At 61.1% G+C, this 22,619-nt stretch carries 19 protein-coding genes; 14 read left to right on the forward strand and 5 right to left on the reverse strand.

The window, feature by feature from the left end:
* Nucleotides 1–5: 5 nt before the first annotated feature.
* From ruvX to gshB, 4 genes are read right to left on the reverse strand one after another with little or no spacing between them, the layout of a single operon-like run.
* Nucleotides 6–446, reverse strand: coding sequence for a Holliday junction resolvase RuvX (gene ruvX / locus LPB19_RS02995; RefSeq protein ID WP_206644644.1), 441 nt, complete (start codon nt 444–446; stop codon nt 6–8).
* Complete coding sequence (locus LPB19_RS03000) at nt 439–1,005, reverse strand: YqgE/AlgH family protein (RefSeq protein ID WP_206644645.1); 567 nt, start codon at nt 1,003–1,005, stop codon at nt 439–441. Before LPB19_RS03000 ends, ruvX begins: the two co-directional genes overlap by 8 nt.
* Entirely contained in the window at nt 1,002–1,868 is an 867-nt protein-coding gene (locus tag LPB19_RS03005) for an energy transducer TonB (RefSeq protein WP_206644646.1), read from the reverse strand. The genes LPB19_RS03000 and LPB19_RS03005 overlap by 4 nt, the downstream gene beginning before the upstream one ends.
* Nucleotides 1,869–1,907: 39 nt before the next feature.
* Complete coding sequence (gene gshB / locus LPB19_RS03010; RefSeq protein ID WP_206644647.1) at nt 1,908–2,870, reverse strand: glutathione synthase; 963 nt, start codon at nt 2,868–2,870, stop codon at nt 1,908–1,910.
* Between the two features lie 291 nt (nt 2,871–3,161).
* Between gshB and pilG the strand changes: the two genes are divergently transcribed.
* From pilG to LPB19_RS03070, 12 genes are all read left to right on the forward strand, one after another.
* The gene (gene pilG, locus LPB19_RS03015) at nt 3,162–3,554 is read left to right on the forward strand and encodes a twitching motility response regulator PilG (RefSeq protein WP_041342172.1); all 393 of its coding nucleotides are present in this window, start codon (nt 3,162–3,164) and stop codon (nt 3,552–3,554) included.
* A 33-nt stretch (nt 3,555–3,587) separates the two neighbouring features.
* Nucleotides 3,588–3,950, forward strand: a complete 363-nt coding sequence (gene pilH / locus LPB19_RS03020) for a twitching motility response regulator PilH (protein ID WP_206644648.1) — start codon at nt 3,588–3,590, stop codon at nt 3,948–3,950.
* Nucleotides 3,951–3,971: 21 nt separating this feature from the next.
* Nucleotides 3,972–4,517: a chemotaxis protein CheW gene (locus LPB19_RS03025; RefSeq protein ID WP_206644649.1), complete on the forward strand. Its 546-nt coding sequence runs from the start codon at nt 3,972–3,974 to the stop codon at nt 4,515–4,517.
* A gap of 95 nt (nt 4,518–4,612) precedes the next feature.
* Nucleotides 4,613–6,688 (forward strand): methyl-accepting chemotaxis protein, encoded by a 2,076-nt coding sequence (locus LPB19_RS03030; protein WP_206644650.1) that lies wholly within the window; start codon nt 4,613–4,615, stop codon nt 6,686–6,688.
* Between the two features lie 27 nt (nt 6,689–6,715).
* Nucleotides 6,716–7,615 carry a CheR family methyltransferase gene (locus LPB19_RS03035; protein WP_206644651.1) on the forward strand — a complete coding sequence of 300 codons (900 nt, stop codon included), beginning with the start codon at nt 6,716–6,718 and terminating at the stop codon, nt 7,613–7,615.
* 11 nt (nt 7,616–7,626) lie between these two features.
* Nucleotides 7,627–15,276 (forward strand): Hpt domain-containing protein, encoded by a 7,650-nt coding sequence (locus tag LPB19_RS03040; protein ID WP_206644652.1) that lies wholly within the window; start codon nt 7,627–7,629, stop codon nt 15,274–15,276.
* The gene (locus tag LPB19_RS03045) at nt 15,276–16,328 is read left to right on the forward strand and encodes a chemotaxis protein CheB (protein WP_206644653.1); all 1,053 of its coding nucleotides are present in this window, start codon (nt 15,276–15,278) and stop codon (nt 16,326–16,328) included. Before LPB19_RS03040 ends, LPB19_RS03045 begins: the two co-directional genes overlap by 1 nt.
* Before the next feature lie 11 nt (nt 16,329–16,339).
* Nucleotides 16,340–16,801 carry a chemotaxis protein CheW gene (locus LPB19_RS03050; RefSeq protein WP_206644654.1) on the forward strand — a complete coding sequence of 154 codons (462 nt, stop codon included), beginning with the start codon at nt 16,340–16,342 and terminating at the stop codon, nt 16,799–16,801.
* A 66-nt stretch (nt 16,802–16,867) separates the two neighbouring features.
* Nucleotides 16,868–17,359: a Fur family transcriptional regulator gene (locus tag LPB19_RS03055; RefSeq protein ID WP_323127901.1), complete on the forward strand. Its 492-nt coding sequence runs from the start codon at nt 16,868–16,870 to the stop codon at nt 17,357–17,359.
* Complete coding sequence (gene znuC, locus LPB19_RS03060; protein ID WP_206644655.1) at nt 17,352–18,137, forward strand: zinc ABC transporter ATP-binding protein ZnuC; 786 nt, start codon at nt 17,352–17,354, stop codon at nt 18,135–18,137. Before LPB19_RS03055 ends, znuC begins: the two co-directional genes overlap by 8 nt.
* Nucleotides 18,124–18,936, forward strand: coding sequence for an iron chelate uptake ABC transporter family permease subunit (locus LPB19_RS03065; protein ID WP_206644656.1), 813 nt, complete (start codon nt 18,124–18,126; stop codon nt 18,934–18,936). Before znuC ends, LPB19_RS03065 begins: the two co-directional genes overlap by 14 nt.
* An 85-nt stretch (nt 18,937–19,021) precedes the next feature.
* Nucleotides 19,022–20,032 carry a PAS domain-containing protein gene (locus LPB19_RS03070; protein WP_206644657.1) on the forward strand — a complete coding sequence of 337 codons (1,011 nt, stop codon included), beginning with the start codon at nt 19,022–19,024 and terminating at the stop codon, nt 20,030–20,032.
* On the opposite strand, the gene LPB19_RS03075 is transcribed toward LPB19_RS03070, so the two are convergent.
* A complete protein-coding gene (locus LPB19_RS03075; protein ID WP_206644658.1) occupies nt 20,029–20,277 on the reverse strand; it encodes a CDGSH iron-sulfur domain-containing protein in 249 nt (82 codons plus the stop codon). The genes LPB19_RS03070 and LPB19_RS03075 overlap by 4 nt on opposite strands.
* Nucleotides 20,278–20,423: 146 nt before the next feature.
* On the opposite strand from LPB19_RS03075, the gene LPB19_RS03080 reads away from it, so the two are divergent.
* Together LPB19_RS03080 and arsJ are read left to right on the forward strand one after the other, a co-directional pair.
* The gene (locus LPB19_RS03080) at nt 20,424–21,428 is read left to right on the forward strand and encodes an ArsJ-associated glyceraldehyde-3-phosphate dehydrogenase (protein ID WP_206644659.1); all 1,005 of its coding nucleotides are present in this window, start codon (nt 20,424–20,426) and stop codon (nt 21,426–21,428) included.
* A 1-nt stretch (nt 21,429) separates the two neighbouring features.
* On the forward strand, nt 21,430–22,617 hold the full coding sequence (arsJ, locus tag LPB19_RS03085) for an organoarsenical effux MFS transporter ArsJ (RefSeq protein ID WP_206644660.1): 1,188 nt from the start codon (nt 21,430–21,432) through the stop codon (nt 22,615–22,617).
* The last annotated feature ends 2 nt before the right edge of the window (nt 22,618–22,619 follow it).

Here is a 22,619-nt window from a genome sequence, read left to right on the forward strand (position 1 = left end):
CAGCCTCAGCCAGCCGGTGTTTCCTGCAGGCCAAACCAGGTTTCCAGAATCAGAACCGCTGCCCGGTCATCGACGCCATGACGGCCAAAATCCCGGCTGCCACCGCGGGCCATCACATCGCCCTTGGCCTCGAAACTGGTCAGCCGCTCATCGACCATGTCCACCGGCAGATGATAACGCCCGTGCAGGCGCTTGCCGAACTTGCGGGCCCGGGCACACATCTCGTTTTCAGAATCGTCCATGTTGAGCGGCAATCCCACCACCAGGACATCCGGGCGCCACTCCTCCAGAACGCGGGTGATGGCATTCCAGTCCGGAATGCCATCGCGGGCAGGCAACATAATAACCGGCTGGCCGGTGCCGAGCATCTCCTGACCGGCTGCAACACCAATGCGGCGGGTACCGAAATCAAACGCCATCACGCGGCGCTGGCCCACCTCAGGCATGCCCGATGGACTCACTAAGCTGGTTAAGATCAATGCCCATCAGCGCCAGAACGGCCCGGTAACGGTCACTCCAGGGCGTTCGGAAAAGAAGATCGGTATTGGCCGGGCAAGTCAGCCAGGCGTTGCTGCCCAGCTCGTCTTCCAGCTGGCCTTCACTCCAGCCGGAATAGCCCAGTGCGACCAGAAACTCCTCCGGGCCGGTGTTTTTCCCAATGGCCGCTAAAACATCCCGGGAGGTGGTCATCAGCACCTCGTCGGTCACCTTGGCGGTGTTTTGCCAGCTGGTGCCGGGCGGGTGCAAAACAAAGCCGCGCTCGGGCTCCACCGGCCCGCCACTGAATACGGGTAAATCCAGTTCGCCACCAGACATGTCGAGCTGTTCGAGGATTTCACCCAGATGGATCTGGAGTGGTTGGTTGATCATCAGGCCAAAAGCCCCCTCATCGGAGTGCTCACAAAGGTAAATCACACCGCCGTGAAAACGGGGGTCGGCCAGATAGGGCGACGCCACCAGAAAATGGTGACGCAAGCTGTTGGGAGAGTGCTTGGATGCGGTCATCCCGAAGAGAGCCCCCGTCGCTGGAAAGACCAGGTTCGAATGATTTCCAGTTCGTCGACCTCCTCCCGCATTTGCGGCGGGAAAGGTGCGAACGGCGATGCCATCCGCACAATCCGGATGGCGGCATCGTCCAGCACGGTGCTGCCGGACGACTCAAGGACGGCCACCTTCTTGATGGCGCCATCCTTCTTGAGCGATACCAGAACCCGAACGGTACCGTAGATGCCGGCCCGGCGAGCCTCTGTAGGGTAGTTGATGTTACCCACCCGGGTCACTTTATCGACCCAGCTCTGTACATAATAGGCGTTAGATGACTTCAGGGTAGAGGCCGAGGTTACTCGCATTACGCGCGGCTTGCGGGCGTAGGCCTGCTGCTGGGCCTCGAAGCGGGCTTCCAGACTGGCAATTTCCAGACTGCGCTCCATCAGGCTCTTTTTGGGCCGTTCCGGCAACGACTCTTGCAGCGGTTCGGTGCGCGTCTCCGGCCGGCGCGCGGTTTGGCTGGAGGCAGCTTCGGTCTGGACTACCCGTTGCTCACGATTGGGCTGGGGACGGGTTTGGGAAGGCGGCTCGGGCTGTACCTGGGCCACCTCCTGCTGGCTGATTTCGGCCGGGTTCGGCGTCGTCAGCTCTTTCACCTCATCTTCGGTACCGCTGCCCTTCTGACTGGTCTGGGCCAGAAAATCCGCATCCTCAGGGGGCTCTTCATCGTCAAACTGTGACAGAGTGATTTCCATCGTTTGTGCCGACGCTTTCGGATCCTCCGGCGCAAAACTGATACCCAGGACGATCATGGCGTGTACCGCCAAGGCCACAAAAAGCGTGAAAGAAAACCGATCGAAGTCGTTTACCTGAACTGCCATTACTGATCCTGGTGTATCTGCTTACTCTGCCTGTCGGCATTACGCCGGTTTCCGCTGCCCCAGACGCTTGGCAATCGCCTCCATCAACAAGCCGGCAATATCGATGCCGAACGCGGCGTCGAGCTCCCGGATGCAGGTCGGACTGGTCACGTTAATTTCGGTCAGGTAGTCGCCGATCACGTCCAGGCCAACAAACATCAGCCCTTTTTCCTTGATCACCGGCGCCACTCGGGCACAGATTTCACGGTCCCGCTCTGTCAGCTCGCGCCCTTCCCCCCGGCCACCGGCGGCCAGGTTGCCGCGATTCTCCCCGTGCGAGGGAATCCGCGCAAGCGCGTAAGGCACCGGCTCGCCCTCGATCAGCAGGATACGTTTGTCACCGTCAGTGATCTCGGGAATGAATTTCTGCGCCATCGCCTGATGCTCACCATAGTTGGTGAGGGTTTCGATGATGACCCCCAGATTGGCGTCGTTTTCCTTGATGCGGAAAATCGAATGCCCACCCATGCCATCCACGGGCTTCATGATGACGTCGCCATGTCTGGCGTAAAACTCACGGAAGCGGGACGCGGAGCGGCTGACCAGCAGTGGCGGAGTCAGGTCTTCAAACTGGGTCGCAAACAGTTTTTCGTTGCAGTCCCGGAGCGTCGCCGCAGGATTCACCACCAGCGCGCCCTGCTGCTCGGCGGCATCGAGGATGTAGGTGGCCATGATGAACTCGCGGTCCACCGGCGGGTCCTTGCGCATCAGGATGACATCCAGATCACCCAACGCGCGATCTTGCGCAGGGCCGTAACTGAACCAGCTCTCAGGGTCATTGTGGACGGTCAGCTCACGGGTTCGCGCCATCGCCTTCCCGCCGTCCAGGTACATATCCGGCAATTCCATGTACTCGATTTCCCAACCGCGCTGCTGCGCCGCCAGCAACATCGCCAGGGAACTGTCTTTTTTGAAATGGATATCCTCAATCGGATCCATCACGATCCCGAGTCGGACTGTCATGAGTTTCCAGAGCTCCTGAGCTTAGATGTGCCACTGCCTCGCACACCGGGTGATTGAATGCGCCGAAACGCAACCACGAATGGTATTGTAACCCGATCGCAAATGCACCCGAAGTCATGCCTCAGCGATTACGTGAAGCCCGAGGCAGCAGTACATTTGGTCACAAAGTAATGCTTTTTATCCCCCCTTTATTCCTCTATAAATGAGGACGTTTATAGAAGATCCTTAACAAGTGTGTTAAAACCCCCATCGAAAAATAATGACAGTAGCTGAGCGCAAGGCAGTTGGATAATGGATGACAACTTCGAGAATCTGAAGATCATGGTGATCGACGACAGCAAAACCATTCGTCGCACCGCAGAAACCCTCCTGAAAAAAGTCGGCTGTGAGGTCATCACCGCAACTGACGGCTTTGACGCTCTCGCCAAAATCGCCGATTCCCAGCCCGACATCATTTTCGTGGATATCATGATGCCGAGACTGGATGGCTACCAGACCTGCGCACTGATCAAGAACAATTCCTCTTTCAAAAAGACGCCGGTTATCATGCTCTCCAGCAAGGATGGTCTGTTCGACAAAGCGAAGGGTCGCATTGTTGGCTCTGACCAGTACCTGACCAAGCCGTTTAGCAAGGACGAGCTGTTGAATACGATCCGCCAGTATATTCCCCAGGCGGCACAGTAAACCTGCTGAAACCCAGAATTTTTCGAGGAAACCATGGCTCGCATTCTCATTGTTGACGACTCCCCTACCGAGGTAAAAAAGATCTCCACCATCCTGGAGAAGCACCAGCACGAAATCATGACCGCCGACAACGGCGCTGATGGTGTTGCCAAGGCCCGTGCCGAAACGCCGGACCTGGTGCTGATGGACGTGGTCATGCCGGGCCTGAACGGCTTCCAGGCGACCCGCCAACTTACCCGCGCGCCGGAGACTGCCTCTATCCCAGTGGTGATTGTTACCACCAAGGATCAGGAGACCGACCGCGTTTGGGGCACCCGTCAGGGCGCCAAGGGTTATCTGGTTAAGCCGGTTAACGAAGAAGACCTGATCAAAACAATCAACAGTCTGATTGCCTGATCCCAACATCATGGAGTAAGCATGTCCGCCCAGACCGCCCCCTTTGCTGTTCTGACGGATATCGCCCGACGCAGCCGGTCCCTTGCGGCCGGCCTGCCAGAGCAACAAGAAGCCGTCGAACTCTGGAACGGCATCGGGTTCATCCTGGCGGGTGAGCGCTACGTGGCACCCATGGGCGAAGTCACTGAAATCCTCCATGTGCCCCGATTTACCCGCATTCCCGGGGTCCGTCCATTTCTTCTGGGTGCGGCCAATGTCCGCGGTCGCCTCCTTCCCCTGCTGGATCTCCCCCTGTTCTTTGATATCCCCCGTTCCTCACGCAGTCCACGCGACCGTCGGGTTCTGGTAGTTGAAGAAGGCGATATCTTCAGTGGGCTGGTTGTAGACAGCGTACTGGGCATGCAGTACTTCGCAGCCGACAGTTTCAAGGACGCACCAGAGGGTGTGCCTGAAAGCGTTCGACCGTTTGTTACAGGCGGGTTTGAGCGCAATGACGAAGTCTGGAAAGTGTTTTCCGCGGTCGACCTGATCGATGACGAACGCTTCCTTGACGTCGCACAGTGGTAAAGGGTGTTGAAACTGGCAGGAACATCACCCTGACCGCCTGATACCCGCAAAAACAAACTTGCCAAACTATTGTTGAAGAGGCCGGGAGCCAGAAAATGAAAAACAGAGCCGGAAGTTTCAGTCTGGATCAGGGGGGCAACAAGCTTGTTGCTGGCCTGATTGCTGCACTGATCGCACTTACCATCCTGCTCGTTGTGGTCCTGTTCATGATTAACAGGAACAGCCAGCACGATCAGGAATACATTGCCCACACCGCGGAATTGCGAGTGCTCTCGCAGGCCATCGCGAAGAACGCGACCGAGGCTGCCGGCGGTACCGCCGAGGCATTCAACCAGCTCCGCCGTTCGCGGGATGAGTTCCAGCAGCTCTGGACCAACATCACCAAAGGCAACCCGGAAACCGGCCTCCCGGCCAGTGAACTGGCCCAGAACAGTGGCGTCCAGGACAACTGGAACAACGTTCGGGAAAACGCCGACAAGATCCTGTCCACCCAGGACGCGGTACTGGGCCTGCACGAAGTAGCCCGGACCCTGAACGAAACCATTCCCCAGCTGCAGGTGGAATACGACGACATCGTTCGCATCCTGCTGGACAATGGCGCGCCTGCCGAACAGATTTCCATGGCCCAGCGCCAGTCCCTGCTCGCCGAACGGATCGTTCGCTCGGTGAACAACGTACTCTCTGGTGACGAAGAAGCCGTAATCGCCGCCGACCGCTTTGGCCGTGACGCCAGCCTGTTCGGCCGTGTACTGGAAGGCCAGCTGAGCGGCAACCAGGGCATGGGCATCTCCAAGGTAAACGACGAAGACGCCATCTACGGTCTTGAGGCCGTTGACGAGCTGTTCGAATTCGTTAACCAGAACGTTGACGCGATCCTTGAAGCCTCTCCCGACCTCTTCAAGGTACGTACCGCCGCCAGCGACATCTTCCAGAACTCCGAGCTCCTGCTGACCGAGCTGTCCACCCTGGCCGACAGTTTCCGTGAAGACTCCAGCGTACGCTTCTTTGGCCCGACCCTGGCCTTCATCATCCTGGCGGGCATGATTGGTATCGTTATCTTCATCGGTCTGGCCCTGTACCGCGACGCCCGCGAGCGTCTGGCCACCACCGAAGAGCAGAACGAACAGAACCAGAACGCGATCCTGCGACTGCTGGACGAACTGGCCGACCTCGCGGACGGTGACTTGACCACCGAGGCGACGGTAACCGAAGACTTCACCGGCGCCATCGCGGACTCGATCAACTACGCGATCGACCAGATGCGCGGTCTGGTAACCGCGATTCGGGGAACCGCGGTAGGCGTTGCCTCTGCGGCCCAGGAAACCCAGGCCACAGCGATGCACCTGGCCGACGCGTCCGAGCACCAGGCGCAAGAAATTGCCGGCGCTTCTGCAGCGGTTAACGAGATGGCGGTGTCCATCGACCAGGTATCCTCGAACGCGGCCGAATCCTCCGCGGTAGCGGAGCGGTCGGTTGCGATCGCGAAGAAAGGCGCGGAAGTGGTACAGAACACCATCCGCGGCATGGATAACATCCGTGAGCAGATCCAGGAAACCTCGAAACGGATCAAGCGTCTGGGTGAATCGTCCCAGGAAATCGGTGACATCGTATCTCTGATCAACGACATCGCCGACCAGACCAACATCCTGTCTCTGAACGCGGCAATCCAGGCCTCTATGGCCGGTGACGCAGGTCGGGGCTTCGCGGTGGTTGCGGACGAAGTTCAGCGCCTTGCGGAACGTTCTTCTGCCGCAACCAAGCAGATTGAAGCACTGGTTAAGACGATCCAGTCTGATACCAACGAGGCGGTAATCTCCATGGAACACACCACCGCCGAGGTGGTCCGTGGTGCACGCCTGGCACAGGACGCGGGTATCGCGCTCGAAGAGATCGAGAACGTATCCATGAGCCTGGCGGAACTGATCCAGAACATCTCCAACGCGGCGCGTCAGCAGTCGTCCTCTGCGGCCCACATTTCCAATACGATGAACGTCATCCAGGAAATCACTTCGCAGACCTCGTCTGGTACCAACGCGACCGCCAAGTCTATCGGTCACCTGGCCGAGATGGCGTCCGAACTACGGTCTTCGGTTGCCGGCTTTACCCTGCCGGACGAAGACGCCGTCGATCAGGAAGAAGAGGAAGACGCCGACGTACCGGTGGTGGGCTGATTTTCGGTCTCGGGCTGTTGACGGTTTATGGCGTACATGCATAAAAATCTGTCTCCTGACGAGGGCATCTGGTCCCTGCGCCGACTCCCGGATATGGACGAGGCGCAGTTCAGTCAGTGGCAGACATTACTGGAGCACCGTACCGGCATGACCCTGTCCGCCGAGCGCCGCTCATTCCTGGAAACCAATCTCGGGATCCGGATGAGGGAAATCGGCTGCAGCAGCTACCAGGCCTATTACGAGCAGATCGTATCCGGCCCGAATGGCATTCGTGAATGGTCGACTCTGGTGGATCGGCTGACGGTCCAGGAAACCCGGTTCTTCCGGGACCCGGACGCCTTCCGCCTGGTGTCAGACTTCGTTCTGACCCGCCCGAGGGAAGCGCTGAAAAAGCGCCCCCTGGAGGTTTGGAGTGTGGGGTGCTCAACCGGCGAAGAGCCATACACCCTGGCTATGGTCCTGAATGAATGCATGACGCAGCTGGAGCTGCCGCCGCTGTTTGGCGTGACCGGCTCGGACATCAGCAAGCCCGCCATTGAGAAGGCCCGTCGAGGGCAGTTCAATCCGCGCAAACTGATGGGAATGGACGAGACACTGAAGGCCCGGTATTTCCGCCCCGCCGAGCGGAACACCGTAGAAATTGTGGATAGCATCCGGGATCGGGTGTGTTTCGCCGGGCTGAACGTGCTCAACCTCGACAAGGCACCGATGCACGGCATGAACATTATCTTCTGCCAGAATCTGCTGATTTACTTCCGCCGCTGGCGCCGGCGGGAAATAGTCAGACGACTAGCGGAGCGACTGGCGCCCGGGGGGCTGCTGGTACTGGGCCAGGGTGAGCTGACTGACTATCAGCCGCCGGGTCTGCAGAGGGTACCCTCGGAACATGTACTGGCGTGGATCAAGCGCCAGACTGACGAAGAATAACCGGAGTGGTTATGGGCAATCACCATGACAGCATCGCCCTCGACTGGGTTCGGGGCGAAATACAGGACACGCTGACACAAGGTCAGCATGCACTGGAAGCGTACGTCGATAATCGCGACGACACTGCGCGCCTGCGCTTCTGCCTGAATTATCTCCATCAGGTGCACGGCACCTTGCAGATGGTCGAGCTTTACGGTGCAGCCCTGCTGACCGAGGAAATGGAAAAGCTCACGCAGGCCATCCTGAACGAGTCGGTGACCAACATCGACGAGGCCATCGAAGTCCTGATGCAGGCCATCCTGCAGCTGCCTCAATACCTTGAGCACCTGGGCAGCAGCGAGGACGACTTCCCGATGGTATTGCTGCCGCTGCTGAACGATCTTCGTGCAGCCCGCGGCGAGGCCTTGCTGTCTGACACTTCGCTGTTCAAGCCGGATCTGAGCCGCTCCAGAATGAGCGTCCCTGACCAGATTTCCCAGCGCTTGCAGGACCCCCAAGTGCTGGGCCACATCCGCAAACTGCGCCAGATGTACCAGTTCGCTCTCGCCGGCGTGATTCGCGAAGAGGATCTGGACGCCCAGTTCGACTACTTGCAGAAGGTGATTCTGCGCCTGAATCGCCTGTGCCAGAAAACCCCTCGGGGCGAGCTCTGGAAAGCCGCCGGCGCCTTTGTGGAAACCCTTCAGCACAAGGCCAACCCGGTGAACGCCGCGGTGAAATCGCTGCTGCGGGAACTGGACACCGAAATTCGCCGGCTGGCCGATCAGCACGCGGATATTCTTCGGCAGCCGGCGCCAGAAGCCCTGCTCAAGCACTTGCTGTACTACGTGGCGCGCGCCCGGGACGTTAATAGCCCGCAGGTCAGTGCGCTGCGTGCCGAGTACCGTCTGGACCAGGCCCTGCCGTCGGAAGACGACGTCGATGCCGCTCGCTCCCGGGTTTCCGGACCCGGCCGCGAAGCCATCCACTCGGTGGTTGGCGCGCTCAATGAGGAACTCGCCAAACTCAAAGACCAGCTGGATCTGTTTGTCCGCGCCGAACTGCGCCAGAACCACGAACTGGAAGACCTGCTGCCGGGCCTGAAACAGGTGGCCAATACGCTCGCCGTCCTGGGCCTGGGTATTCCGCGCAAAGTGGTCAACGAGCAAATCGAACTGGTTGAAAAGCTGGTCAACCAGACCGAACTGGTGGACGACGGCACCATGATGGACATCGCCGGTGCCCTGCTCTATGTGGAGGCCAGCCTGTCCGCACTGGAGCAGGATGGCCAGACCGACGAGACCGCGATCGATTCCGCCGATGCGCCGAACCTTGGTTCCCGTGAGCTGGGCGAAGCGAGCAGCGCGCTGCTTCGTGAATCCCGCAACACCCTGGAACAGGTCAAATCGTCGATTGTTAACTTTATCGCCTCCCAGTGGGACACCCGGGAAATCGAACACGTGCCGGGTCTGCTGCACAGCATCCGCGGTGGTCTCGGCCTGATCCCACTGGATCAGGTTTCTGACATGCTCGCCTCCGCCGAGCGCTACATCACCGATGTCCTGCTTACCGGCAAGCAGATCCCTGACTGGCGTCAGCTCGATACCCTGGCCGACGCCGTGACCAGTATCGAGTATTACCTGGAGCGTCTGGTCGAGGGCAACGACGAAAACGACATCATTCTTCAGGTCGCCGAAGAAAGCCTGGCATCCCTTGGCTTCCCGGTCGGTGCCGAACCGACCTGGTCAGCCGACACGGAGAGCAGCGACATCCCGACCATTGATGCCGCCACCCTGGAAGCAACCGCACCGGAGCCGGAAGCCGCCAAGGAATCCGATCAGGAACTGCTGGACGACGAAATCCTCGGCATCTTCATTGAGGAAGCCGAAGAAGTTCTCGAAACCATCAACGAATTCTATCCGCGCCTGCGCCAGGATCATGACGACCGTGAGGCGCTGTCCGAAGTTCGTCGCGCCTTCCATACCCTCAAGGGCAGTGGTCGGCTGGTTGGCGCAACCAGCCTGGGCGAGCTGGCCTGGGGTGTCGAAAACCTGTTGAATCGGGTTATCGACCAGAGCATCAAGCTGAACGACGAGCTGTTCACCCTGGTGGATGACACGGTTGCGCGTATCCCGGCACTGATCAGTGACTTCCGCGCCGGCCGGGCCGATGCCGATGTGTCGGAGCTGACCGAACGCGCCGAAGCGATGGCGACCACCCGCCGCGTCGACGCGGCGACCAGTGAATCGGCGGCGGACACCATCGTTGAGGCGGAACACGACCTTACCGAAAGCGCCAGCGGCGATGACGAGGAAATCGAACTGACGGCGCCGGCGGTGGACGAGACTCCCGGTGCCGACGAAGACGACCTGATCGACGACGAAATCCTCGAGATCTTTATCGAGGAAGCCGGCGAAGTCCTGGAAACCGTTCAGGAGCACCTGCCCACCCTGCTCAACCAGTTTGATGACCGTACTGCGCTGTCCGAGGTCCGTCGGGCCTATCACACCCTGAAAGGCAGCGGCCGGATGGTAGGTGCTGAGGTGGTTGGCGAACTGGCCTGGTCGGTAGAGAACATGCTGAACCGGGTCATTGACGGCAGCATCCTGATGAACAAGGACATCGCCGACCTGTTGCACGAGGTTACCGGCGTTCTGCCTGGCCTGGTGGAAGATTTTGAGAAGCGCCGCGCCGCCGGCTGCGACACAGCCAGTCTTGAAGCCCGGGCTGAAGCACTGGCCAAAGGTGAAATTCCGGCTGCCAGCAGCATGCCCGCTGCCGATGACGCCGACGAGGAAGACCGGTCCGACGATACGGCCCCGGAACAAGCCCAGTCCCAGAGCAGTGCTGATCCTGTCCTGCTGGATATCTTCGAAAGCGAAGCCGAAACCCACCTGCAGACGCTTTATCACTACCTCGAAGCCGCCGGCGACAAAGCCACCGTGTCGTACACCGACGACCTGTCCCGCGCGCTGCACACGCTCAAGGGCAGCGCCCATACCGCCGGCATTGATCCGATTGCCGCCGTGATTACCCCGCTGGAGCGGTTTGTTAAGGAATCCCGGGCCCAGAACAAGCGCGCAGACCGCGACGTGATTGGCTGCATCAGCGATGCCTGCCGGTTTCTGACCCAGGGACTCGAACAGCTTCGCAGCGCACCGCAGGCGACCCTGCCCGGGACCGACGAATTCCTGGAAAAGCTGGACCGCATTGCCGAGGACACCTTGCGTGCCCAGTACGACAATGACGGTGACGACGCGAATCAGAAGCCGGCGTCCCAGCTGGTCCAGATGTTCCTCAATGAAGGTCTCGACATCGTCCTGGATGCGGACCGCATCCTCGATCAGTGGGTTTCCGAACCAGCCAACCACGAGCTTCTGACGCCGCTTCGGGCCGAACTGGGCCAGCTGACCGACGTCTCTGCCGACGCCGGCCTGTCGGACATTTCGGCCCTCTCCGGCGCCCTTCGTGACATCTACAGCGAGCTGGTCAACACCGATGAGACGCCGGAACAGGCCCTGATCGAGACACTGCACAGCGCTCATGATCACCTGATCAACATGATGGATCAGGTGGCGGCCGGGCTGGCCACCGAATCCAGCGATGACATTCTTGCACGTCTGGAGGCCCTGGTGCCGCAGCGCGCTGACGTGCCGGCGGCTGAGCAAGACCAGGGGCCAGACCCCTTCGAGCAAGAGTTTACCGGTGATCTCGAAGCCATCGATCTGGACATCGAAGCGGACGAGATCGAACTGACGGCCACGACCGATCATCCCGCCGCCGGGGAACAGCCTCCGCTGCCCGAAACCACAGAGACCGACAGTGACTGGGATGAGGAGCTGGCGGAAATCTTCCTGGAGGAGGCGCGCGACCTGATCGACAGCACCGCCGAAGCTCTGCAGAACTGGAGTGAGAACACCCAGGACCTGGACATTCTTCGCCTGCTGCAGCGTGACCTGCACACACTGAAAGGTGGCGCGCGCCTGGCCGGTATCGCGTCCATCGGTGATTTGTCGCACGAGCTGGAAACCCTCTTCGAAGGTCTGACCGAACAACGCCTGTCGATCAACGAACATTTGTCCGACCTGCTGTTCCGTTGTCACGATCGCCTCGCCAACATGGTCGACGCCCTGGCAGCCCAGGAACCACCGACAGCCGCGCCGGATCTGATTGAGGAAATCCGGGGCTACATGACGACGGCCACCGGCTCACGGCCGGTCACCGATATTGGTCAGGCTGACGACACCGCAGCCGAAGCCGAGTCAAATGCGGAATTCGATACCATGCCCGGTGCCGATCACCCCGCGGAGGCCGACGAGCCAACCGGCCAGATGGCAGCCCCCGCTGCTGCCGAGCCGGTTGCTGAAGCCGATGTGACCGAGCCGGAGCCCGCTGCCGCCGACCTGTCTCACCTGGATCCGGAACTGATCGGCATCTTCCTGGAAGAAGCCTACGACCTGATCAACTCTACCGGCAGTGCCCTGCACACCTGGAGCGAAGATCCTTCTGACCGGGCCATTGCCGCCGAGCTTCAGCGCGACGTGCACACCCTGAAGGGCGGAGCCCGGATGGCCGGCGTCGAAGCCATCGGTAACCTCACCCACGTTCTCGAAGACCTGTTCGAAAAAGTCGCCGAAGGCCAGCTGGAGGCCAGCGACGCCATGCACGACTTGTTGTTTGCCTGTCACGACCGACTGGCCCAGATGGTCGATCAGGTGGCGGGCCAGAGTCCCTGCCCGCCAGCCAATGAGCTGGTGGCCCGGGTCGAGGCCATTCTGCGCGGTGACGCCCAGCCAGCCGAAGCTCCGGCCGCGGACGTCAGTGAACCGCCGGTGCCGGAAACGAGCGTCAACGCGGCGGATGAGCCGGCTTCCCAACCAGCACCAGCCTTTGCCGGTGACGATGACCTGATTGGCATCTTCCTGGATGAAGCCATCGAAATTCACGCCACCATCGGTGAAAGCCTCGCGCAGTGGCGCGAGGAGCCGGAAGAGCTGACCGGCGTGACCCAGCTGCAACAGGATCTGCATACCCTCAAAGGTGGTGCACGTCTGTCCGATATCGACACCGTGGCCGAACTGGCCGAAGCCTGGTCCGATGCGCTGGATCCGTTGATTGCCGGCGCCGATAACCAGAGCGAATTGTTCACCCTGAGCGACAAGGCCCACGATGCCCTGCAGGTCATGCTCAGCACCATTGAAGATGGCAGCCGCCCCGCGCCGCAGTCCGAACTGATTGCCGCGTTCCGGGCCGCCCATGAAAGTGCCGAAGACAACGCACCTGCAACCGGCTCTGAGGATTCGGCTCCGACCGAGGGAGTTGATCCGGAAGTTCTGGAGATTTTCCTGGAAGAGGCCGGGGAAATCATGGATCAGCTGGAGCAGCTGCTGGATGACTGGCGCAAAGAGCCGGCCAACCACAGCTTCAACCAGGAAGCACAGCGCGCCTTGCACACACTCAAGGGTGGCGCTCGGCTGTCCCAGCTCACCACGCTGGGCGACAAGGCTCATGCTTTCGAAACACGCCTGATTGATCTGGGCGGCAATGCGCCGACCGACGAACAGTGGCAAAGCATCACCGGCGATCACGACCAGATCATCAAACTGGTTTCTGACATCCGTGACCGGGGCGCGGCGGCACTGGCCGAGACAGCGGAACCGGCGCCGGAAGCGAAGCCGCAGGCCAAACCCGAAGTCGGGGTCGAGATGACCAGGCCGGCCGTCGAGCCGGCGGCGAAGGTCGACGCCAAGGCAGCGCCCGGGCCCGAGACGGCCACCACCGCCCGGAAACTGCCCGGCGGACGGAAAGACAAGGCGAGTAAACGCGCCGCGGATAAACAGCGCGCCGCTCAGGAAACCATCCGGGTCTCCGCTCCGCTGCTGGATGATCTGGTCAACCTGGCCGGGGAAACCAGTATTACCCGGGGCCGCCTGGAAACCCAGACCAGCGACTTCGGCCAGACTCTGGAAGAAATGGCCGCCACCATCGAGCGTCTGCGAGAGCAGCTGCGCCGGATGGAAATCGAAACCGAAACCCAGATCCTGTTCACGGCCGAGAAAGAACATGGCCCGGAGTACGGCGAGGACTTCGACCCGCTGGAAATGGACCGTTATTCCTCCATCCAGCAGTTGTCACGGGCCCTGTCCGAGTCCGCATCGGATTTGGCTGACCTGCGGGAAACCCTGGGCGACCGGATTCGCGACACCGAAACGCTGTTGCTGCAACAGTCCCGGATCAACACGGAACTGCAGGAAGGTCTGATGAAGACCCGAATGATTCCGTTCTCGTCCACGGTTCCCCGTCTGCGACGGATCGTTCGCCAGATCAGCGGCGAACTGGGCAAGAAAGTGGACTTCGATGTCCGCAACGCCGAGGGCGAAATGGACCGGAACATCCTGGAACGGATGATCGCGCCGCTGGAGCACATGCTCCGGAACGCCCTCGACCATGGCGTTGAGATGCCGGAAGACCGCAAGAAAGCCGGCAAGCCGGAAACCGGTGAAGTGATTCTCTCGCTCACCCGCGAAGGCGGTGACGTGGTCCTGCGCATGATGGACGACGGTAAGGGTATCCCCTCCAGCGTCATCCGCGACAAAGCGATTCGACAGGGCCTGATGAGCGAAGAGGAAGACCTGACCGAACGCGAGATCCTGCAGTTTATTCTGCAGCCGGGCTTCTCCACGGCTCAGCAGGTAACGCAGATTTCCGGCCGTGGCGTGGGCATGGACGTGGTCGCCAGCGAGATCAAACAGCTGGGCGGCAGCCTGGACATCGACTCGGAATTGGGCCGTGGTACCACCTTTACCGTGCGCCTGCCGTTCACGGTATCGGTGAACCGGGCCCTGATGGTCTCCAGTGGTGACGATTTCTACGCCATCCCGCTCAACACCATCGAAGGTATTGTCCGGGTCAGCTCCTACGAGCTGGAGGAATACTACAAGCCCGACGCACCGCTGTACGAATACGCCGGCCAGGACTACCGCCTGCAATACCTCGGCAGCCTGCTGAACAGCGACCACCAGCCCAAGCTGCACGGTCATCCGCTGCCACTGCCGGTGATCCTGGTACGGGGTGCCGAGCAGCCCATGGCGCTGCAGGTGGACAACATCATGGGCAGCCGGGAAATCGTGGTTAAGTCGCTGGGGCCGCAGTTTGGTACCGTCCGGGGCGTGTCCGGTGCGACCATCCTGGGTGACGGTAACGTGGTCGTCATTCTCGACCTGCCGGCCATGATCCGGTCAGACATCCTGTCCGAACGTCAGCGCCTGGCGAATCTCGAAAAAGCCCGCGAGGTGGCACGCTACGAAGAAACCATCACCAAAGTCATGGTGGTGGACGACTCGGTCACCGTTCGTAAGGTTACCTCACGCCTGCTGGAGCGTAACGGCATGGACGTGGTGCTGGCCAAAGACGGGCTGGATGCGGTGGCACAGCTGCAGGATCACAAGCCCGACATCATCCTGCTGGATATCGAGATGCCGCGGATGGACGGTTTTGAGGTTGCCAGCTTCGTACGCCACGATGACACCTTGCGGGACACGCCGATCTGTATGATCACCTCGCGGACCGGTGACAAGCACCGCGACCGGGCCATGGCCATCGGTGTGAACGAGTACCTTGGCAAGCCGTTCCAGGAAAGCGAACTGCTCGAGACCATCGAACGGCTGACCGGTAAGCAGTGATGGCCGGCCACACTGGCCGGCCCAGGGTCGGGATTGTTTCAGACATCGTTCTGCAGCGGCATCGGCTGCAGAACGCCAGCTCGAAAGTCGGGCTGGAGGTCTGTTTCTCCGGCGACCCGGAACGTCTGCTCGGCTACCCGGACTTCCCCGACGCCAGCCTCTGGCTGGTGACGCTGGAAGATGACGCCGATCACCCCAGCCTGTTCGAGCACCTGCTCGATAACTCCGACGCGCCGGTACTGTTCGGGCTGGATCTGGCGCCCAAGACCGGAGGCACCGACTATTTCCGCTGGGAACGGCGCCTGCTCGCCAAGCTCGAACAGGAACTGGGGCCGCTGGAAGAGCTGGATTCGGAAGATACCATCCAGCAGCTGGAAGAACAGCCGCCCGTCGAATCCATCGCACCCACCCTGCCCCGGTGGATTCCACCGGCTTCCAACGCCGCACCGGCGGAGAGTGTCTGGATTCTGGGTGCCTCGCTGGGTGGCCCAGCCGCGGTAAAAACCTTTCTTGACCAGTTGCCGCCGGGCCTGCCGGTGGGTTTTATCTACGCCCAGCACATCGATGGCAATTTCACCAGTGTGCTCACCCGCGTGCTTGGACGCCATGCCCATTACAAACTGAAACGGGCAGAGCAAGGCTATCGGGTACACAATGGCGATGTGGTGCTGATGCCGGTAGAGCGCGAATGGGCATTCAATGACGCCGGCGAGCTGACCGAACTCGATAAAGCGTGGCCAGGGCCCTACGGCCCCTCCATTGACCAGGTGCTGCTCAACGTCGCGGACCACTACGGGCCGCGCTGTCACGCCATTTTATTCTCCGGCATGGGCAACGACGGCGCCATTGCCGCACCGATGCTCAAGGCCCACGGCAGCAAGATCTGGGTGCAGGAGAGCGACAGCTGCGGCAACAGCTCCATGCCGGACTCCGTGGCCGCTACCGGCTGCGTCAGTCTGAGCGGCACGCCCGAGCAACTGGCGCGGGAGCTGGTGAAAAGCATTGAAGAATCCTGCCTGATCAAGGGCAGACAGAAACGGGACTCCGCCTGAGGACACACGCAATGAAAGACAACAGTCAGGCCCTCGCCTGCGTTCTGATCCCCATGAACGAGCGACAACTGCTGCTCCCCAACGTGAGCATTGCCGAAGTGGTGGATTTCGCCAGCTCCGATCCGGCCAAGGATTCCCCCGACTGGCTGGCAGGCTACCTGGACTGGCGTGGCCTGAGTCTGCCGGTGATTTCCTACGATGCCGCCAACGGCGGCACCTTCATGGTACCCGGCGATAACCGGGGGCGGATCGTGGTGCTCAATACCATCGGCGAGCAGCACGAACGGGTGCCGTTCCTGGCCCTGCTGACTCAGGGCATTCCCAGCCAGACACGACTCACCGAAGACCAGGTTGTCGAGACCGACGGTGAAAACGGCCCGGCCGACCTGATGAAGGTGGAAGTCGACGGCGACAGTGCCTGGATTCCCAATCTGGAATATCTCGAAGCACTGGTACTGGAAACCCGACAGTAATTCCCCCGGCCATGGTGGGCGCGATGCAAAATGTTATAATGTTGCAAATTTCGCTGGATTCCCACCATGGCCACCCAATCCCTACCCTATCGCCCCCATGATCACGCGGTCTGCGTCAGTCAGGCACTGTCCGATGCCCGCGCGGTCTGCCGTAACCGGGGAACCCGCCTGACTCGTACCCGCGAACGGGTACTGGAGCTGGTCTGGCAGTCCCACAAGCCACTGGGTGCCTACGACGTACTGGCCCGGCTGTCAGAGGAAGGGCTGAGTGCGGCGCCGCCAACGGTGTACCGCGCGCTGGATTTCCTGCAGCAGAACGGACTGGTGCACCGCATAGCTTCGCTCAATGCGTTCATCGGCTGCACCCACCCGGGCGAACACCATACCGGCATGTTTCTGATCTGCGGTGACTGTGGCAACGTTCTGGAACTGTCCGACCCGTCGATTGCGCAGGCCATTCAGTCCACCGCCCAATCCGAATCCTTTGAACTCAACGAGCTCACGCTGGAAATGACCGGCGTGTGTCCTCAATGTCAGGCGAACGCTGCCAATGACTGATCCGCTCGTAACCCTTGACGGCCTGACGGTCGCCTTTGACGACCGACCCGTGGTGGACCAGGTCAACCTGAACGTTCACCGGGGCGACATCATCACCATTATCGGGCCCAACGGCGCAGGGAAAACCACCCTGATCAAATCGGTTCTGGGGATTCAGAAACCCACTGCCGGGCACGTCCGCCTGGTGCCGGGCCTGGTGATCGGCTACGTGCCCCAGCACCTGATTCTGGAGTCCACCCTGCCCCTGAGCGTCAAACGCTTCATGATGCTGACCGGACACGCGCTGCCCGAGTGTCAGTCCGCGCTGGCAAAAACCGGTGTCGGCCACCTGCTCGATGCCTCCGTGCATCACCTGTCCGGCGGCGAACGGCAGCGCCTGCTGCTGGCCCGGGCACTGGTCCGTCGGCCCGATCTGCTGGTGCTCGACGAACCGGCACAGGGCGTCGACATCAACGGTCAGGCGTCGCTGTACCAGCTGATTCGCCAGCTCCGGGACGAACTGAACTGTGGCGTGATCATGATTTCCCACGACCTGCATCTGGTCATGGCGGCCACCGATCGTGTGATTTGTCTGAACCAGCATATCTGCTGCAGCGGCCATCCGGCCGACATCTCCCAGGATCCGGCCTTCATCGAAACCTTCGGTCACGATGTCGCCCGGTCCCTGGCCGTTTACCACCACAACCACAACCATGCGCACGACCTGCACGGGGACGTGGTGGATGGTGACGCAAGCCAAGCGGCCCATAAGGAGTGCTCCGGCCATGCCCATCCTTGATGCCATTCTGGATGATTTTTTCTGGCGCGCGCTGCTCGGTGGGCTGGGTATTGCACTGGTGGCCGGCCCGCTGGGCTGCTTTGTGGTATGGCGGCGCATGGCCTACTTCGGTGACACTCTGGCGCACTCGGCCCTGCTCGGGATTGCGCTGAGTTTCCTGGTCAGCCTGCCGCTGCATGTCGGCGTGATCGTCACCTGTATCCTGCTGGCCATGGTGCTGGTGCTGCTTTCCCGGACCCGGGCACTGGCGACCGATACCTTGCTGGGCATACTCGCCCACAGCGCACTGGCGATCGGGCTGGTCACCCTGAGTTTCATGCCCGATGTGCGCATTGACCTCACCGGCCTGCTGTTTGGCGACCTGCTGGCCATGAGCCGTGCCGACCTGGCCTGGATTTATGGCGGCGCAGCGGTAATCCTGACCCTTCTGGCACTGCTCTGGCGTGGGCTCCTGATGAGTACCATCCACGAGGAGCTGGCCCGGGTTGAAGGTCTGCCGGTAGAGCGCCTGCGTCTGGTGCTGATGCTGATGTTTTCCCTGGTTATCGCAGTCGCCATGAAGATCGTCGGCGTTCTGTTGATTACGGCCATGTTGATCATTCCCGCCGCCACCGCCCGCCGGCTGGCGCGAAACCCCGAGCATATGGTGGGGCTGGCGATGATCTTCGGGTTCATTGCCGTCAGCGGCGGGCTTACCCTGTCATGGTATCTGGACACACCGGCCGGCCCCTCGTCGGTGGTGATGGCCTTCCTGAGCTTCCTGCTGGTGTACAGCAGCACCGCCCAGTCGCGCGCCTGACTCTGTGCGCTGAGGGCCGTGCTGGGCTAAAGTTAGAGGCTCTTGCAATGGCATTGGCCCGCGTTGCCACCATCAGGAATCGGCCATGGAACGCACTGAAACTCCGCCACCGCCGCCGGGGAAAACCTGGCCCGGGCTCTGGGTGCCGCTGGTGATCCTGCTAGCCGGCCTGGCAACCACCGCCCTGACCGCCCACTACGAGGCCAGTCGTGCCCGCATGCAGGCTGAAACGCGTTATCAGGCCCAGCACCAGATGCTGGTCAACCTGGTCCGCGCCCAGCAGTGGGCGAACGCCAGCCAGGCCAGTGACACGGATGCCCGGCCCGGCGACTGGCTCAGTCCGGTGATTAACCAGGCATTGCCGGACCATATGGGGGTGCGGCTGGATACCCTTGCCCGGCACACCAAGCAACCCCTGTTGCACATCCGCACCGAGACCCCGGTCGACCCCAGCCGTGCCCTGCGCAGCGAAATCCGCTCCGGTGACGCCAACTGGATGCTCACCACGCTGCCTGCCAAACCACTGCTTGAGCAGGAGGCGGCCTACGCCACCCGACGAATCTGGGCCAGCGGGCTGTTCATTACCGCACTGGCGGTGTTGCTGGTGCTCTGGCTGTGCCGGCGGCTCTACCGGGCAACCAGACAGGCCCACGCCGTGCGCCAGCAATCCCTGCAGGCTGATCGTCAGATCAACAACCTGCAAACCGAGAAAACCATTCTCCGGCAGGCGCTGGATGACAGCGAACGGCGTAGCCGCGACCTGGTGGCCCTGTCCGGCGCCATCCTGTGTGAACTGGATGAGAACGGCGTTATCGGGTTCGCCTCCCCGCAATCGGCTGAACTGATCGGAGAGGCTCCGTCCGACCTCACGGGCCGACGCTTCGAAGATCTGATAGACCCCGAGGATCAGGACAATTTCCATCGCACCTTGGCCTCGGCGCGCCGCGATCACACGCTGGAACGGGTTGACCTGTCGTTACGGCACCGGGACGAGGGGATCACCGCACCCGTTACTCTCCGGGTTCTGGCGTTGCAGGACCCGCTCCATGGCCTGGCCGGCTTCCGGATCAGCGCCTCGCCTCTGCACGGGGTTTAATCGAGGGTCTTGTGGGTGCCATCGCACAGAGGCGCTGAACCGGTTTGCTTGCAACCGCAGAACCAGACCCACTCCTCCTTTTCGGCCGTGTACTTGACCGGGGTGAAGCCGGTCCCTTTGTGGGAGCCGTCGCAGAAGGGCTGTTTGTCACTACGCCCGCAGGCACACCACATATAGCTCTTGCCCGGCTCCACCAACACGGAATACGGCGATTTTCGGGCTACGCGGGGTTTTTCGTCAGTCATGACTGCTTCCTTCAGGTTGTCGATGTCTCGTTGCCTCAGTATAGAAGCCGCGCGGCCCTTGTCAGCTCACAGTCACACGCTTATGGTTTAATGCTTCCAAGCGGCCGCTGCGGGTGGCCCCAGCACACAACCTGAGCACCGGAACCATGAATCGAATCAAAATTGGTATCAACGGCTTCGGCCGCATCGGGCGGCTAGCCATGCGGGCGGCCTGGGACTGGCCGGACGTGGAATTTGTCGCCATCAATGACCCCGGGGCCGACGCCGCAAGCCTCGCACACCTGATGAATTTTGACAGTGTCCACGGGCGCTGGAACCAACAGGCGGAGTCCGATGGCACCCACCTGCTGATCGGCGACCAGAGAATCCGGGTGACCCACAACCAAACCATTGGCGAAACCGACTGGTCCGGCTGTGACGTGGTCATCGAGGCCAGCGGCGTCATGCGCAAGATGGATCTGCTGCAAGGTTACCTGGGTCAGGGTGTGAACCGGGTGGTGGTTACCGCTCCGGTCAAAGAAGCCGGGGCGAAAAACCTGGTGATGGGCATCAACGACGATTTGTTCGATCCCACCACCGACCGTATCGTGACTGCCGCCTCCTGTACCACGAACTGCCTGGCGCCGGTGGTGAAAGTGATCCACGAGCGGCTGGGTATCAAACATGGCTCGATGACCACCATCCACAGCCTCACCAACACCCAGACCATCATCGATGCTCCCCACAAGGATCTTCGCCGGGCCCGGTCTTGCGGCAGTTCGCTGATTCCGACCACCACCGGATCGGCCACCGCTATTATTGAAATCTTTCCCGAACTCAAGGGCCGGCTGGATGGCCACGCGGTGCGCGTACCGCTGACCAATGCCTCGCTCACCGACTGCGTGTTCGAAGTGGAGACCCCCACCGATGCCGTCGCCGTCAATGCCCTGCTCAAGGAGGCGGCCGAAGGTGAACTCGAGGGTATCCTCGGCTACGAAGAGCGGCCGCTGGTGTCAATCGATTACCGGACCGATCCGCGTTCGGCGATCATCGATGCCCTGTCCACGCTGGTGGTCAACGAAACACAGGTGAAACTGTACGCCTGGTACGACAACGAATGGGGTTACGCCAACCGGACTGCCGAACTGGTGCGCAAAGTGGGACTGGCCTGACGTGACCCCGGCTACCCGCCAGTACCTGATCATCACCGGCAACTACTGGGCCTTCACCCTGACCGATGGCGCCCTGCGCATGCTGGTGGTCCTGCACTTCCACCAGCTCGGCTATTCGCCGCTGGAGCTGGCGCTGCTGTTCGTGTTCTACGAATTTTTCGGGGTGGTAACCAATCTGGCCGGAGGCTATCTGGGCGCCCGCATCGGCCTGAACCGGACCATGAACCTGGGCCTGCTGCTGCAGATTGTCGCCCTGGCCATGCTGGCCGTGCCCGCCAGCGTCCTGACCATTCCCTGGGTGATGGCCGCGCAGGGGCTGTCGGGTATCGCCAAGGACCTGAACAAGATGTCCGCCAAGAGCGGCATCAAGCTGCTGGTGGACGACGCCCAACAGGGCAAACTGTACCGGTGGGTGGCCTTGCTGACTGGCTCGAAAAACACCCTCAAGGGTGTGGGATTTTTCCTTGGCGGGGCCCTGCTGATGACCATCGGTTTCGCGGGTGCTGTAACCAGCATGGCGATCGCGTTGCTGGTGATCTGGCTCGGCAGCCTGTTCCTGCTGCGGGAAGATCTGGGCCGTAGCAAGGCCAAGCCGAAATTCAGGGACCTGATTTCCAAAAGCCCGGCCATCAACCGGTTATCTGCCGCCCGGCTGTTCCTGTTTGGCGCCCGGGATGTGTGGTTCGTGATTGCCCTGCCGGTGTACCTGAAAACGATTCTGCACTGGGACTTCTGGCAGGTCGGAACCTTTATGGCCTGCTGGATCATTGGCTATGGCTTTATCCAGACCATCGCGCCCCGGATCACTGGCATGAACACGGGAGCGGCCGCGCGATGGGCGGCCGCGCTCAGTGCCGTCCCCGCCGGCATTGCGCTGGCGTTATGGCTGGAGGTCACCCCGGGACTGGCGGTGGTTGGCGGCCTGCTGCTGTTTGGCGCGCTGTTCGCGGTCAACTCGTCGCTGCACAGCTACCTGATTGTGCACTTTGCCCGGGCCGATGGCGTCTCGCTCGATGTCGGCTTTTACTATATGTCCAATGCCGCCGGGCGACTGCTCGGCACCGTGTTGTCTGGCTGGATTTATCAGCTGTACGGGCTCGAAGCTTGTCTGTGGCTATCCTCGGGAATGGTTCTGCTGGCCGCCGCCTTCGCCGTCGGACTGCCGGGGCGGCAGCCCGAAACAGCCTGAGC

It is taken from the genome of Marinobacter salinisoli (genome assembly GCF_017301335.1).
GTDB lineage: Bacteria > Pseudomonadota > Gammaproteobacteria > Pseudomonadales > Oleiphilaceae > Marinobacter > Marinobacter salinisoli.

Coding starts and splice junctions, on each gene's coding strand:
- pilG (WP_041342172.1), top strand. CDS start 3,162: ATGGATGACAACTTCGAGAATCTGAAGATCATGGTGATCGACGACAGC.
- LPB19_RS03025 (WP_206644649.1), top strand. CDS start 3,972: ATGTCCGCCCAGACCGCCCCCTTTGCTGTTCTGACGGATATCGCCCGA.
- LPB19_RS03030 (WP_206644650.1), top strand. CDS start 4,613: ATGAAAAACAGAGCCGGAAGTTTCAGTCTGGATCAGGGGGGCAACAAG.
- ruvX (WP_206644644.1), bottom strand. CDS start 446: ATGCCTGAGGTGGGCCAGCGCCGCGTGATGGCGTTTGATTTCGGTACC.
- LPB19_RS03005 (WP_206644646.1), bottom strand. CDS start 1,868: ATGGCAGTTCAGGTAAACGACTTCGATCGGTTTTCTTTCACGCTTTTT.
- LPB19_RS03045 (WP_206644653.1), top strand. CDS start 15,276: ATGGCCGGCCACACTGGCCGGCCCAGGGTCGGGATTGTTTCAGACATC.
- LPB19_RS03070 (WP_206644657.1), top strand. CDS start 19,022: ATGGAACGCACTGAAACTCCGCCACCGCCGCCGGGGAAAACCTGGCCC.
- LPB19_RS03065 (WP_206644656.1), top strand. CDS start 18,124: ATGCCCATCCTTGATGCCATTCTGGATGATTTTTTCTGGCGCGCGCTG.
- LPB19_RS03000 (WP_206644645.1), bottom strand. CDS start 1,005: ATGACCGCATCCAAGCACTCTCCCAACAGCTTGCGTCACCATTTTCTG.
- LPB19_RS03055 (WP_323127901.1), top strand. CDS start 16,868: ATGGCCACCCAATCCCTACCCTATCGCCCCCATGATCACGCGGTCTGC.
- LPB19_RS03080 (WP_206644659.1), top strand. CDS start 20,424: ATGAATCGAATCAAAATTGGTATCAACGGCTTCGGCCGCATCGGGCGG.
- LPB19_RS03035 (WP_206644651.1), top strand. CDS start 6,716: ATGGCGTACATGCATAAAAATCTGTCTCCTGACGAGGGCATCTGGTCC.
- LPB19_RS03040 (WP_206644652.1), top strand. CDS start 7,627: ATGGGCAATCACCATGACAGCATCGCCCTCGACTGGGTTCGGGGCGAA.
- LPB19_RS03075 (WP_206644658.1), bottom strand. CDS start 20,277: ATGACTGACGAAAAACCCCGCGTAGCCCGAAAATCGCCGTATTCCGTG.
- pilH (WP_206644648.1), top strand. CDS start 3,588: ATGGCTCGCATTCTCATTGTTGACGACTCCCCTACCGAGGTAAAAAAG.
- LPB19_RS03050 (WP_206644654.1), top strand. CDS start 16,340: ATGAAAGACAACAGTCAGGCCCTCGCCTGCGTTCTGATCCCCATGAAC.
- gshB (WP_206644647.1), bottom strand. CDS start 2,870: ATGACAGTCCGACTCGGGATCGTGATGGATCCGATTGAGGATATCCAT.
- znuC (WP_206644655.1), top strand. CDS start 17,352: ATGACTGATCCGCTCGTAACCCTTGACGGCCTGACGGTCGCCTTTGAC.